This window comes from Dyella sedimenti, from assembly GCF_022760995.1.
GTDB classification, from domain to species: domain Bacteria; phylum Pseudomonadota; class Gammaproteobacteria; order Xanthomonadales; family Rhodanobacteraceae; genus Dyella; species Dyella sedimenti.
Genome location: NZ_JAKWJO010000001.1, coordinates 93,025 through 105,361, shown reverse-complemented (window position 1 = coordinate 105,361; position 12,337 = coordinate 93,025). Strand labels below are relative to the sequence as shown.

Below are 12,337 nucleotides of genomic sequence, written 5' to 3'. Positions count from 1 at the left end.
TTGTTCCCACCGCCCCCTAGAGCACTACGGTGGAACGGCCCCGCACACGCGGGGCTTTTTTTCTCCGCGCAAAGGCCCCATGCGACGCGTGCGCGAGACGAAGTGGCGGTAGCGACGATCAATCCTGCAACGGACTGACGCATGCGTCGCGCATCCTGGCGAAATCCTCCCGGGGAAACGGTTCCCGGCGCTGGCACGCTTGGTGCTAGCACGTGGAGACGGTATCGCACGAGCTGTCAGGACCGAAGGAGGCAAGCCGTTCAACCCAAGGAAGCGCCGCCAAGTACAGACCGGTGTTCCGCATCCCGGCCGCGGGACCCAGCGTATCGCCACGCCGGGAGGCAGCTCGCGCACCGGCATGGTCGTGCGGTCCACATCGGCACCGGTATCGATCTGGTCATCCGCGCTCGATGGCTGCCATCACCTGCAAGACATCCACCATGCCATGGCCGCGCGCTCCAGTCGCGGCGGCGACGTCCCTGTCGCCGACCGAAACCGGGCAATCGGATGACATGGCAAACAAGCACCTACGCAACAGGGGAATCCCATGCAGAAACTCAAGCTGAAGCAACCCACGTCCACCATCCTGGCAGCTTGCCTGGCCCTCGTGGCCTCCGCCGCCATGGCCGACACCAAGACCAGCGACATCGGCGTCAGCGCCAACGTCGCGGCCAGTTGCAGTATCTCGGCGCTGCCGATTGCGTTCGGCGCCTACGATCCGCTCAACACCAATAGCGCCACCGGCGCCGACGTGACGGCCACCACGACGGTCACCACCACCTGCACCAGCGGTGCGACGCCCACGCTGACGCTGAACGAAGGCGTCAACAAGGACAGCACCTCGTCCCTCGTCCCCGGACGAACCGGTGCGCCGCATGGTGAATGGCACCGATGGCACGTTCATGAACTACGGCCTGTATAGCGACACGAACCACGAGACGCCGTTCAAGGGCACCACCGGCACGGCGGTCGCCGCCGATGGCACGGCCCAGACGACCACCGTCTACGGCCTTATCCCGAAGGGACAGGCCATGACCGTGGGCGCCTACACGGACACCGTCACGGCCACGGTTACGTTCTGACCGATGCCGATGACACCGCTGGGCCGGGCCATGCTTGGCCTGGCGCTTTTGCTCGCCGGGCCCGCGTCGGTGGACGCGGGCTCGTTCCAGGTGACGCCGGTGAACGCCATCCTCAGCGACGCGCACGCGGTGGAGGCCTTCACCGTACGGAACACGGGGGCCGAGGCGACCATCGTCCAGGTGGAACTGGTCCGCTGGAGCCAAGACCACGGCAAGGACGTGCTCGAACCGGCCGGCGAACTGCTGGCGACGCCGCCCCTCTTCAGGATCGGCGGCGGCGAGGCGCAGGTCGTTCGCGTGGGGCTGCGCCATGCGGCGGCCGGGTCGACCGAGCTGGCCTACCGCGTGATCCTGAGCGAGGTGCCGCCGCCACCGCCCCCCGGCTTCCGCGGGCTCGCGGTGGCCCTGCGCCTGAGCGTCCCGCTGTTCATCCAGCCCCCTACCGACATGATGGCGCCCGCGCTGGACTGGGGCGTCACGGTGGACGCCGGGGGCGGCGTCTCGGTGACGGCGGCCAACAGGGGCAATGCGCACGCCAAGGTAATCGGCCTGGCGTTGCGCGGGCACGATGGCGCCGCGCCGCTGGCCGAGGACAAGTCGCTCCACTATGTGCTCGCGGGACAGGCCGCCACATGGGCGATGGCCGCATCGCAGGCCGTGCATGCCGGCGACGCGCTCGTGCTCGACGTGCGTACGGAAATGGGAGAGAAGCACATCGAGCTGGCGGCCCGGGGCGATCGCTAGCCGCGCCCATGGCTGCCGAACGTCCCCCGGCCGGACCGCCGATCGAGTGTGCAAGGGAGCCCAGGCATTCGTCGTGGCGGCGGCCCGCGGGTGTCGCGCCGCACCGGCGGCGGCCCATCCGGTACCGCCGCAGGACGATCCATGCGGCCATCCTGCTGGCGCTGCTGTATCCGTATGCATGGGTGCCGGCCTCACCGGCGCAGGCCGATGTCCCGGTCGATGTGGCCGCACGCGCCGATGGCCGGGTGTTCCTGCTTCGCGCCGCGCAGCCGATCGGCTTCGAGCTGGCCGCATGGCACGATCCGGAACGCTTGCGCCTGTCGCTGCACGGTACCTCGGACATCCGGGGGCTAGGCAGCTTCTTCGCCGACCGCGCCATCGATACCCGTGTGGTGAAGTCGGTCGAGGTACGCCGCACCGGTCCGCGCGATATCGAGTTGTGGATCGCGCTGGCCCATCCGCTTGCGCCCCGCGTGTATGGCGTGGCCGCCGCGGGCGATGGCGCCTATTGCCTGGTCGTCGACCTCGGTGCCGCCGAGCCCCACGTACAGCCCTTCGAGTGCCGGACGGCGGCGCGTGCCGCCAAGCCTTCTCCCACGCTCTCCGAGGACATGTACGGCGTCACGGTGAACGGCAAGGACGCCGGCGCCGCCGTGGTGCTGAAGGATGCGGACGGACAGCTCTGGCTGCGCCGGTCCGACGTGGCGGCCTGGCGGCTGCGCGAGCCCGCGGGCGTCGCCACGATGGAGCACGACGGCGACAGCTACGACGCACTGGCCTCGTTCGCGGGCGTCACCGCGCAGCTCGACCCACGGACTGCCAGCCTGGCCCTGGGCGTGGCGCCCGGCGCATTCACCGCTACCGACGTGCGCATCCGCCAGGCGAATTCGGCCATGCCCACGCCATCGTCCTATGGGGCTTATCTCAACTACGACTTCACCGCATCGTCCGGCACCGGCGGCGTGGCGCGCGGGGGGCTGCTGGACCTGCACGGCTTCGGTCCGCAAGGCAGCGTGTCCTCGTCGATGCTGTGGCAATCGGCACCCGGCATGGCCTCGCATGGGATTCGCCTGGACACGGTGTTCGAGAAGGACGATCCGGCGGGCATGAGCACCTTCCGCCTCGGCGACGGCATCACCGGCGCCAGCGACTGGGCGATGGCCACGCGCTTCGGCGGCATCCAGTGGGCCACGGATTTCGCCACCCGGCCGGATCTGCTCACCATGCCGCTGCTGAACATGCAAGGCCAGGCCGCCCTGCCTTCCACCGTGGACCTGTACCTCAACCAGGCGCTGCTGCTGCACCAGAACGTTCCGGCCGGTCCGTTCGACCTGCAGGACCTGCCGGTCATCACCGGTACCGGCGAATTGCGCATGGTGGTGCGCGATGCGCTCGGCCAGGAACACACCGTGGTGCAGCCGTTCTATGGCGATGCGCGCCTGTTGCGCACCGGCCTGCAGTCGTATTCCTACGAGGCGGGCTTCGAGCGGCTCAACTACGGACTGATCGGCGACGACTACGGCAAGCCGTTGCTGGTCGGCACCCATCGCTATGGTTTCAGCGATGACTTCACCGGCGCCATGCATGGCGAATGGCTGCCGGACCGGCAGACGCTGGGCGCCAGTGGCATATGGCTGCTGCCGGCGCTGGGCACCCTGTCCGGCTCGGTTGCGCTCAGCCATTCCGGCCTCGGCGAGGGGCAATTGCTCGCCCTGGGACTGGACCACCAGGGCGGCCGCTTCAACATCGGCGTGCGTGCCCAGGTGATGTCCCCGCGCTTCACCCAGCTCGGCATGCAGGCCGGCGCACTGGCCGCCAGCGCCATGATCAGCGGCTACGCGGCGCTGACCCTGGCTGCCGGCAGCTCGCTGGCGTTCAACCTGACGCGGCAGAACCAGCGCGGCGCGCCGGACCTCGACCTGGTCGGCATGAGCTACAACCAGTCGTTCGGCCGCTACGGCTCGCTCCAGAGCTCGCTGATCTATACGCCGGGCCAGGGCGATCCGATCGCCCAGGTGATGTACACGCTGCCGCTGGGCGGCCGGTCGGTCGCCTCGATGGAGCTGCAGCACCAGGGCTCGGGCATCCTGGCCCTGGCCCAGCTGCAGCAGAGCGCGCCGGTCGGCCCCGGCATCGGCTACCGCCTGATGGCCAGCACCGAGGAGGCGAACCGTGGCGAGGCCGACCTGTACGCCAACAGCGACCGGGCCAGCTATGAGTTCGACATCGCCCATGCCGGAACCGGCGATGCCTATCGCGCCTCGGTGTCGGGCAGCATCGCCTTGCTGGGCGGCGCGCTGCACCTGGCGCGCCAGATCACCGACAGTTTCGGCGTGGTGCAGATGCCCGGCTTTCCCGGCGTGCGCGTCTACGACGAAAACCAGCTGATCGGCCGCACGGACAACCAGGGCAATGCCTTCGTGCCCACGCTGCGTCCCTACCAGGTCAACCATCTGAGCATCGAGCAGGCCGACCTGCCGTTGGACGCCGACGTGCACGGCACCAGTTTCACCGCCACGCCCTACGCCGGCAGCGGCCTGCTGCTGCGCGTGCCGGTGGCGCGCGTTTCCAACACGGCCTACCTCGTCACCCGCGCCCACGGCGGGCCGATACCGCCAGGCAGCGAGGCGCGCATCGCGGGGCACGCGGAAACCTACCCGGTAGGTTTTGGCGGACTCGTCTACCTTCCCACGCTCGGCAGCGGCGATGCGCTGGACATCCGCTGGCCCGACGGTTCGTGCATCGCCCGGCCGGCCGCCCAGGCGAATCCCGACGACAAAGACGCCACGCCACGGCTGGAGTGCCCATGATGCCCAGAACGCTTGCCCTGATCCCCTGGCTGCTGGCCGTTCCCTGCGCCACCGCCACGGCGGCGACCTGCACGGTCAGCACCGCCGGCGTGGCCTTCGGCAGCTACGACCCCTTCGCCTCCCAGCCACTCGACAGCGTCGGCAGCATCACCGTGCATTGCGATACGACCACCAGCTACAGCGCCACGCTGAGCCCGGGCAATGGCAGCTTCGGCAACCGCCTGATGAAGGACGGCTCGCATACGCTCGCCTATAACCTGTACGTCGACACTACCCGTGTCACCGTCTGGGGCGACGGCAGCGGCACGACGTCCGTCCAATCCGGCACCAGCGACACGCCATTGCCCGTGTATGGCCGCATCCTCGCCGGGCAGAACGCCTATGTGGGCGCCTACACCGACACGATCGTGGTGACCGTGACGCTCTAGGAGCTTGTTCAACATCTCGGTGTGGCCACAGAGCACCCCTCCCCAACCCTCCCCTGCGGTGCAGGGGAGGGAGCCAGAGTGTGCATGTCTTGACTCCTCCCCCTGCGTGCAGGGGGAGGTTGGGAGGGGGTGGCCATGGCACCGAGATGTTGAACAGGCTCCAAGAGCCTGCTCACGATCTCCGCTTGGCCCGTGCCAAACAAAGCCGCCGCCGGCCTCGCCTATACTGGCCGGCGAGTCACGTCTTTACCGAGATTGCCGATGCGTTCGCTGCCGCCGCTCAATCCCCTGCTCGCCTTCGAGGCCGCCTCGCGCTACCTCAACTTCACCAAGGCGGCGCGGGAGCTGAACGTCACGCAGGGCGCGATCAGCCACCAGATCGCCGTGCTGGAGGAATATTTCGGCGCGCGCCTGTTCGAGCGCAAGAGCAACCAGTTGGAACTGACGCCGAGCGCGGCCGCCTACGCCGACACGCTGCATGCGGCGTTCGACGACATCCGCCGCGCCACCGCCAGCTTCAGCGCCTCGGTATCGGAACACACCACGCTGACCATCAAGGGCTACCCGCTGCTGCTCAGCCGCTGGCTCACCCCGAAGCTCACCGCCTTCAGCCGCCAGTTCCCGCAGATCGACGTGCGGCTGGTATCCATCTCCGGGGCCAGCCTGGTCGATTTCGACAACCAGGACATCGACATCGGCATCCGCTACGGACGCGGCCACTGGAAGGGCCTCAGCAGCCACCTGCTGTTTTCCGACGAGCTGGTGCCGGTCTGCACCAAGGCGCTGGCCCGCTCGCTGCGGCTGAAGACGGCACGCGACCTGGCCGGCCAGCCCCTGCTGCAGACCCACGCCCGCGCCAGCGACTGGCCGGACTGGTTCCAGTGCGCCGGCATCGACGAGCCGACGATGCTCGACCATCTCGCCTCCTTCGAGGACCTGGGCATCGTGCACCGCTTCGCCATCGAGGGCAGCGGCATCGCGATCCTGCAGAAGGCCTACGTGGAGGAGGACCTGCGCGAGGGCCGCCTGGTGATTCCCTGCGGCCCGGTGTTGCGGCGCGAGCTGGGCTATCACCTGGTGATGCCCGCCAACACCCCGAAGGACTCCAAGGTGATGGAGTTCGCCCACTGGCTGCTGGCCAACCTCGCCTAGCGATCGGCCAGCAGGCGCCGCGCCAGCGTCAGGTGCGGCAGGTCCACCATCTCGCCGCCGAGCGAGAGCGCACCGGCGCCGGGATGCGCGGCGAACGCCTCCACGATGGCCCGAGCACGCGCCAGCGCCTGCTCGGAGGGCTCGAAGGCGCGATGGATCGCATCGAGCTGCGCCGGATGGATCGCCATCATGCCGGCGAAACCGTCCTGCGCCGCCCGCGTGGCCACCCGCGACAGGCGTTCGAGATCCCTGAAATCCGGGTGCACCGTCTCGATCGCCGCCACGCCCGCCGCATGCGCGGCGAACAGCGCCAGCGAACGCACCAGCTCATAAGGCGCGGTGAAGCGGTCACCGCCTTCGCGCGTGGCGATGGCGCCGATGGCCGAGGACAGGTCCTCCGCGCCCCAGGTCAAGCCGAGCAGGCGATGCGAACGCTCGCGGTAGGTGCCCAGCTCGAACACCGCCGACGGGGTTTCGGTGCCGATGGGCAGCACCGGCAGATGCTCCAGGCCATAGCAGGCGAGCACCGCATCCAACTGGTCGATCGAAGTGCGCCCACCGGCCTTGGGCAGCATGAGGGCGTCCGGCGGATGGTCGGCCAGGCACGCGATGTCCTGCGCCGACATGCCGCCCTGCAGGGGATTGATGCGCACCAGCAGCGGCTGGCGCCGCGTCTCGCCGGCCAGGAAGGCGGCCAGCGTGGCGCGTGCGGCGGCCTTGCGGTCTAGCGCCACCGAGTCCTCCAGATCGAGCACCACGCTGTCCGCGGGCGACTGCACGGCCTTGGCCATGCGGTCCGCGCGATCGGCGGGCACGAACAGCAGCGAGCGCAGCTTCATGTCCCGCTCCGGTGCAGCATGGCCGTGCGCAGGCATTCGCATACGACCTCGTCGCGCTGGTTGAGCAGGCGATGCCTGAACACCACGATGCCCGCGTGGGGACGCGACCGGCTCTCGCGCAGTTCCGTCACCTCGGTTTCCGCGCGCAGGGTGTCGCCGATGAACACCGGGTGCGGCGTCCTGACCTGGTCGTAGCCCAGGTTCGCCACCATGGTGCCCAGGGTGGTGTCGCCCACGCTCAGCCCGATCATCAGGCTGAAGGTGAAGGTGCTGTTGACCACGATGCGCCCGAACTCGCTCTGCCGCGCGTACTCCGCATCCAGGTGCAGCGGCTGCGGGTTGTGCGTCATGGTGGAGAACAGCAGGTTGTCGGTCTCCGTCACCGTGCGGCGGATCGCGTGGACCAGGCGGTCGCCTTGCTGGAACTGATCGAAATAGCGGCCGGCCATCGCGTTTCAGCCCAGGTGCTGGCGGAAGAAATCCAGCGTGCGCGACTGCGCCAGGTCGTAGGAAGCCTGGTCGAAGGTCGGCCGCTCCTCGCAGCCAAAGCCGTGCGCCGCGCCGTCATACACGAAGATCTCGATGCCCGGCTGCGCCGCGCGGATCGCCTCCACGTCCGACATCGGGATCGAGTGGTCCTTCTCGCCGAAGTGCATCTGCACCGGGCAGCGCGGCACCTCGTCCTTGTTCAGCACGATGCCGCCGCCGTACCACGCCACCGAGGCGGCGAAGGCGTCGCTGCGCGTCGCGCCCCACCAGGCCACGCGGCCGCCCCAGCAGTAGCCGATCACGCCGACCTTGCGCGCGCCGAACCAGCCGCGGGCCGCCTCGATGTCCAGCACCGACGCCGATTCCGGCACCTTCGCGCGCAGGGCGAAGCCATGCTGCAGGTCCTCCTGGGTATAGCCCAGGTCCAGGTGGCGCTCGGCGCGATCGAGCAGGGCCGGCGCCAGCACGGAGAAACCCGCCGCCACCAGCTGCGAGCAGGCGTAGCGCATATGGCGGTTGACGCCGAATATCTCCTGCAACACCACCAGGCAATACGGGGAATCTTCCGGCCCGTCCTTATAGGCGTCCATCTCGTGCCCGTCGGCAGCCTTGAGCGTGATCCACTCAGCCATTGCGAACTCCTGCGTTGTCGTGCGCCCGTCGATCGGGCGCACAGGGAAAACCACGGGCGTCACCGCCCTTAGAGCCTGTTCACGATCTCCCCGTAGCCCGCGTTGAGCCGGTGTGCTCGCCAGGGAATCGAGCGTGGCGAAGCGCCTGACTGGCCGTCAGGTCGAGCCGCGTGCGGCTTCCTGGTGGGCACACCGGCTCAACCCTCCGGGCCGGGTCTGTTTGCCCCCAGGCCGGCGTCATCGCTCGGTCGTGTACGGACATACACTCCCTCGCTCTTCCTTGGCCTGCGCGCAAACAGCTCCCGGCGCGGGCCACGCGGAGATCGTGAACAGGCTCTTAGAACTTGAACGAGATCTCGCCACCCAGCACCGTGGCGTTGGGATAGCGCTTGGCGCTGAACACGCCAGGATGGATCAGGTACTGCGCGTCAGGCGTCAGGAACATCCACGGGGTCAGCTGGATGCGATAGGACAGGTCCACGTACTGCTCGGCGCCCAGATAACCGAAGTCTGGCTTGGCCCGCACTTCCGCATTGAACTTGCGCTTGTTGAGGAACGACTTGGCCCAGCCCAGGCTCAGCACGTCGTCCGGCCGGCTCGCGAACGGACCGAGGAACACCATGCCCAGCGAGTCGTAGCTGGTGATCTGCGAGGTGCTGTGGTTGTCCGAGGTGAGGTTGCCGAACAGCACCAGGCCGCGGCTGTTGTCCCCACCGACGTTGAAGATCATCTGGTCCAGCGAGATCCAGCCGCTGGAGCGGCCCGTGTGCTGGATCTTCGGATTCACCACGTCGGGCGCGCTGCTGGTGTCGTAGTAGGCGCCGATCTTGTAGTGGCCCGGCAGGTTGTCCGAGCCCAGGCCCGGGGTCCAGCCCAGTTCCGACAGGGAGATCGCGCCGGTCGAACCGTGCGTGTCGAGCCGGAAGCCCTGGCGCGAATCGGTGAAGCGCGTCGGGTTGACGTCGAACACCGCCACCTTCAGGTACAGGTCCGGATGGAAGAACCAGGTGACGCGTCCGCCCAGCTGCGCGCCCGGCGGGTTCTGGAAGCCGCTGGAATCAGCCGCCAGCGAGTTGGGATGGCCGCAGAAGCCCTGGTTGAGGAAGCTGCACAGCAGCGGGTTGTAGTCGAACTCCGCCGCGGCGGGGAAATAGCCGACCTGGTAGCTCATGCGCCCATCGAGAATGGTCTGCTTGAAGCTCATGTTGGCCAGGCGGAAGTTCTCGCCTTCGCCGAAGTTGCTCTCGATGGTGACGCGCGTGCCGGCGTACAGCGACGCGTTGGAGCCGTAGCGGTCCGACACGGCGAAGGTGAATATGCCGTTGTCGATGCCCATCAACTTCTGCATGTCGAAGTTGGCGCCGAGGATGATCTGGTTGTTGGTCGAGGTGCCCTTCTTGGCGCCACCGTGCGCAATGTCGGCGGACTGCACCTGGTAACCGGAAAAGATATCCACGCCGGCATCGCGCCAGCGGCTGCGCACGCCGCCCCAGTCGCCGGTCATGCCCTGCTGGTGCCACCAGTCCTGCATGTTGGTGTTGGGCGGCGGCGAGTCGATGCGTGCCTGCGGCTGGTCGTTCTGCGCCGAGTCGGCGGCCTTGGTCGTCTGTTGCCCGTCGTCCAGCGGCGAATCCGCCGCCTGTGCCGCCGAAGCGAATGCCGCCGCGAGCGCCAATGCCCCGATGGTCGTGCCGATGGCGCGCCGCCCTGGCGGATGATCCTGCTTGAACATAATGTCCTCCCCCCCTCTGTGTGTGTCGTGACTGCTTGGTTGGCGATCCCCACCTTCGCCGTGCCCAAACACACGCGCGCTCCTCCGGGGTTGGCCAAATTTTTGACGTGCGGACCCTGGCAGGGTCGAGCCCGCCTAAGGTTGGAACTGGAATACCCGGTGCCGCCCTGCTGGCTGGCGCCGGGGACGTGGCTAGCTCTGGCTCATGGCAGCGAGTGCCTGCTCGGACTGGCGTTCGTAGTAAGACCACAACAGGCGCAGCAGGCGCGGATTGAACGTGCCGCGTGCGCAATCGGCCGCTTCCTCCTGGCTCAGCGGGATCGCGCCGCCGAGGATCTCCGCCTCGACCTGCTTGCGTGCGTTTTCCTCGAAGAAGGTGCTGCGGAAGAACGCGATCTCCGCGCTCTCGCCCACCACCACGCTACCGTGGCCGCGCATCTGCACCGCCACGTTCTTGCCCAGCGCCTTCGACAACGAGGCGGCCTGCGGATCGGAAACCACCAGGCGCGGGTCGTTCCACACCGGCACGCCGGTATAGAGGAACGCGCCGTGCAGAAACACCGGGATGACATCGCGCCCGGCAATGCCCAGCAGGGTCGAATGCTGCGCATGCAGGTGCGTCACGCTCATGATTTCCGGGCGGTCGCGATGGATCTGGGTATGGATGCGCCATTCCAGCGGGATCTCGCCGCCAGGGTGTTCCAGGATCTCGCCGTTGATGTCGAACACGAACACATCCTCGGGCTTGACCAGGGCCTTCTCCGAACCGGCGCCAGGGCTGAGCAGGATGCGATCGGTGCCGGGCACGCGGATCGAGACGTGGCCGAACATGCCGATCGAACCCTGCAGGTTGAGCATGCGGCACATCACGGCGGTCTTCCGGCGCAGCTCGGCTTCGGTTTCGATCGGGGCGGCGTCGGCGTGCGTATCAGTCATGAATGTTTCCTCGGCAACAACGGATATGTGGATCAGGGTCGCGGACGGGAGCCGGCCGCCGTCTCGTGCAGGCGCAGGCCCTGGAAGCGGCGGTGGCACAGGTACAGCAGCGCCAGGGCGCCGATGCCGCCGATCGCCAATGGCACCAGCGGCACCAGGAACAGCTGCGCCAGCGGCGTGTGGCGCGCGATCAGCCAGCCGCCCACGACGGGGCCGGCGGTCGAGACGATGCGGCCGATGGCGCTGGCCCAGCCCGCGCCCTTGGAGCGGATGCTGGTGGGATAAATCATGCCGGTGACGGCGTTCATGCCCAGCTGGCTGCCGAGCACGCAGGCACCAGTGAGGAACACCACGCCGGTCAGCGCGGCATGCGACAGGCCCGCGGTGCCGATGGCGGCCACCACCGGGCAACCGATCAGGAAGTAGGCGGCGATCGCCACCACGCCCCAGCGGTCGATCAGCCGGCTGATCACCAGGCCGCCCACGATGGCGCCGACGTAGTACGCCGCCTGGGTCACCGCGGTCTGGTCGCTGGTCAGGCCGGCGGCGCGGAACAGCGTGGGCATCCAGCTGTTGACGAAGAAGTTCACCACCAGCGCGGCGGAGAACAGCACCCACACCAGCAGCGTGATCCAGCCCAGCCCGTCGGCGAACAGCAGCTTGGGTGAGAAACTGTTGGCGCCCTGGTTCGGCGTGGAAACCACCAGTTGTGTCTGCGGCGTGATGCCGAGGTCCGGGCGCAGCTGGGCGGCCAGCGCCGTGGCCCGCGCGCTCGCACCTTTCTTGGTCACCAGGAACTTGATCGACTCGGGCAGCAGGAAGTACAGCACCACCGCCAGCAGCAGCGGCGCGATGCCGCCCACGAAGAAGAAGGCGCGCCAGCCGAACGCATGCTGCAGGGTGGTGGCGACCACCGAGGGCAGGATGCCACCCACCGCCAGGCCCATGAACATCACGATGATCAGCGTGGCGCGCAGCCGCTTGGGCGCGAACTCGGCATTCAGCGCCACCGTGTTCGGTAGCAGGCCGCCCAGGCCCACGCCGGAGATGAAGCGCAGCGCCAGCATCACGTGCAGGTCCGGCGAGGCCACGATCAGTAGGCTGAACAGGCCGTACACCAGCGTGGAAAGCAGGATCGCCACGCGCCGGCCGAAATGGTCGCCGACATAGCCGAACAGCGGGCCGCCCGCCGCCATGCCGATCAGGCCCGCGCTGAACACCGGCCCCAGCTCCGACGGCGGGAAGTGCCAGGAGCGGATCAACTCCGGCGCCGCATACGACATCGCCGCCAGGTCGAAGCCGTCTGCGCACTGCACCAGCAGCGACAGCACCACGATGCGGATCACCAGCGCGCCGATCTTCTGGCCGTCGACCAGCGTGTCTATTTCGATGGATGGGGCAGGCTTCATCGGTTTCTCGTCCTGGCTGGCCGCGCGCTGCGCCAGGGACGCACCCTGCAGGGCCTCGACCGGGTTGGCTCGGTAGGTATTCAT

12 protein-coding genes are annotated in these 12,337 nt (G+C 68.2%); 6 read left to right on the top strand and 6 right to left on the bottom strand.

Annotated features, from left to right (window positions below; translation table 11 throughout):
• The first annotated feature begins 547 nt into the window (after positions 1–547).
• The 6 genes from MJ605_RS19245 to MJ605_RS00495 all read left to right on the top strand — a co-directional run bounded on the left by MJ605_RS19245 (position 548) and on the right by MJ605_RS00495 (position 6,216).
• A complete protein-coding gene (locus MJ605_RS19245; protein WP_279237346.1) occupies positions 548–922 on the top strand; it encodes a spore coat protein U domain-containing protein in 375 nt (124 codons plus the stop codon).
• Entirely contained in the window at positions 903–1,082 is a 180-nt protein-coding gene (locus MJ605_RS19240; protein ID WP_279237345.1) for a spore coat protein U domain-containing protein, read from the top strand. Before MJ605_RS19245 ends, MJ605_RS19240 begins: the two co-directional genes overlap by 20 nt.
• Before the next feature lie 3 nt (positions 1,083–1,085).
• Positions 1,086–1,826 (top strand): fimbrial biogenesis chaperone, encoded by a 741-nt coding sequence (locus tag MJ605_RS00510; RefSeq protein ID WP_243038810.1) that lies wholly within the window; start codon positions 1,086–1,088, stop codon positions 1,824–1,826.
• 8 nt (positions 1,827–1,834) lie between these two features.
• The gene (locus tag MJ605_RS00505; RefSeq protein ID WP_243038809.1) at positions 1,835–4,636 is read left to right on the top strand and encodes a fimbria/pilus outer membrane usher protein; all 2,802 of its coding nucleotides are present in this window, start codon (positions 1,835–1,837) and stop codon (positions 4,634–4,636) included.
• Positions 4,633–5,064 (top strand): Csu type fimbrial protein, encoded by a 432-nt coding sequence (locus MJ605_RS00500; RefSeq protein ID WP_243038800.1) that lies wholly within the window; start codon positions 4,633–4,635, stop codon positions 5,062–5,064. Before MJ605_RS00505 ends, MJ605_RS00500 begins: the two co-directional genes overlap by 4 nt.
• Before the next feature lie 261 nt (positions 5,065–5,325).
• Entirely contained in the window at positions 5,326–6,216 is an 891-nt protein-coding gene (locus MJ605_RS00495) for a LysR substrate-binding domain-containing protein (RefSeq protein WP_243038798.1), read from the top strand.
• On the opposite strand, the gene MJ605_RS00490 is transcribed toward MJ605_RS00495, so the two are convergent.
• The 6 genes from MJ605_RS00490 to MJ605_RS00465 form a co-directional block, all read right to left on the bottom strand.
• Positions 6,213–7,055, bottom strand: coding sequence for an HpcH/HpaI aldolase/citrate lyase family protein (locus tag MJ605_RS00490; RefSeq protein ID WP_243038786.1), 843 nt, complete (start codon positions 7,053–7,055; stop codon positions 6,213–6,215). The genes MJ605_RS00495 and MJ605_RS00490 overlap by 4 nt on opposite strands.
• Complete coding sequence (locus MJ605_RS00485; RefSeq protein WP_243038785.1) at positions 7,052–7,504, bottom strand: MaoC family dehydratase; 453 nt, start codon at positions 7,502–7,504, stop codon at positions 7,052–7,054. The genes MJ605_RS00490 and MJ605_RS00485 overlap by 4 nt, the downstream gene beginning before the upstream one ends.
• A gap of 6 nt (positions 7,505–7,510) precedes the next feature.
• The gene (locus tag MJ605_RS00480; protein WP_243038783.1) at positions 7,511–8,176 is read right to left on the bottom strand and encodes a dienelactone hydrolase family protein; all 666 of its coding nucleotides are present in this window, start codon (positions 8,174–8,176) and stop codon (positions 7,511–7,513) included.
• A gap of 337 nt (positions 8,177–8,513) precedes the next feature.
• Complete coding sequence (locus tag MJ605_RS00475; RefSeq protein WP_243038782.1) at positions 8,514–9,908, bottom strand: carbohydrate porin; 1,395 nt, start codon at positions 9,906–9,908, stop codon at positions 8,514–8,516.
• 192 nt (positions 9,909–10,100) lie between these two features.
• A complete protein-coding gene (locus MJ605_RS00470) occupies positions 10,101–10,844 on the bottom strand; it encodes a class II aldolase/adducin family protein (RefSeq protein ID WP_243038780.1) in 744 nt (247 codons plus the stop codon).
• Between the two features lie 32 nt (positions 10,845–10,876).
• Positions 10,877–12,337 carry an MFS transporter gene (locus MJ605_RS00465; protein WP_243038779.1) on the bottom strand — a complete coding sequence of 487 codons (1,461 nt, stop codon included), beginning with the start codon at positions 12,335–12,337 and terminating at the stop codon, positions 10,877–10,879.

What these genes read in the sequence shown, in the direction of transcription:
- MJ605_RS00510 (WP_243038810.1), top strand. Translation starts at nt 1,086, where the DNA reads ATGCCGATGACACCGCTGGGCCGGGCCATGCTTGGCCTGGCGCTTTTG.
- MJ605_RS00480 (WP_243038783.1), bottom strand. Translation starts at nt 8,176, where the DNA reads ATGGCTGAGTGGATCACGCTCAAGGCTGCCGACGGGCACGAGATGGAC.
- MJ605_RS00500 (WP_243038800.1), top strand. Translation starts at nt 4,633, where the DNA reads ATGATGCCCAGAACGCTTGCCCTGATCCCCTGGCTGCTGGCCGTTCCC.
- MJ605_RS00470 (WP_243038780.1), bottom strand. Translation starts at nt 10,844, where the DNA reads ATGACTGATACGCACGCCGACGCCGCCCCGATCGAAACCGAAGCCGAG.
- MJ605_RS00475 (WP_243038782.1), bottom strand. Translation starts at nt 9,908, where the DNA reads ATGTTCAAGCAGGATCATCCGCCAGGGCGGCGCGCCATCGGCACGACC.
- MJ605_RS19240 (WP_279237345.1), top strand. Translation starts at nt 903, where the DNA reads ATGAACTACGGCCTGTATAGCGACACGAACCACGAGACGCCGTTCAAG.
- MJ605_RS00465 (WP_243038779.1), bottom strand. Translation starts at nt 12,337, where the DNA reads ATGAATACCTACCGAGCCAACCCGGTCGAGGCCCTGCAGGGTGCGTCC.
- MJ605_RS19245 (WP_279237346.1), top strand. Translation starts at nt 548, where the DNA reads ATGCAGAAACTCAAGCTGAAGCAACCCACGTCCACCATCCTGGCAGCT.
- MJ605_RS00505 (WP_243038809.1), top strand. Translation starts at nt 1,835, where the DNA reads ATGGCTGCCGAACGTCCCCCGGCCGGACCGCCGATCGAGTGTGCAAGG.
- MJ605_RS00490 (WP_243038786.1), bottom strand. Translation starts at nt 7,055, where the DNA reads ATGAAGCTGCGCTCGCTGCTGTTCGTGCCCGCCGATCGCGCGGACCGC.
- MJ605_RS00485 (WP_243038785.1), bottom strand. Translation starts at nt 7,504, where the DNA reads ATGGCCGGCCGCTATTTCGATCAGTTCCAGCAAGGCGACCGCCTGGTC.
- MJ605_RS00495 (WP_243038798.1), top strand. Translation starts at nt 5,326, where the DNA reads ATGCGTTCGCTGCCGCCGCTCAATCCCCTGCTCGCCTTCGAGGCCGCC.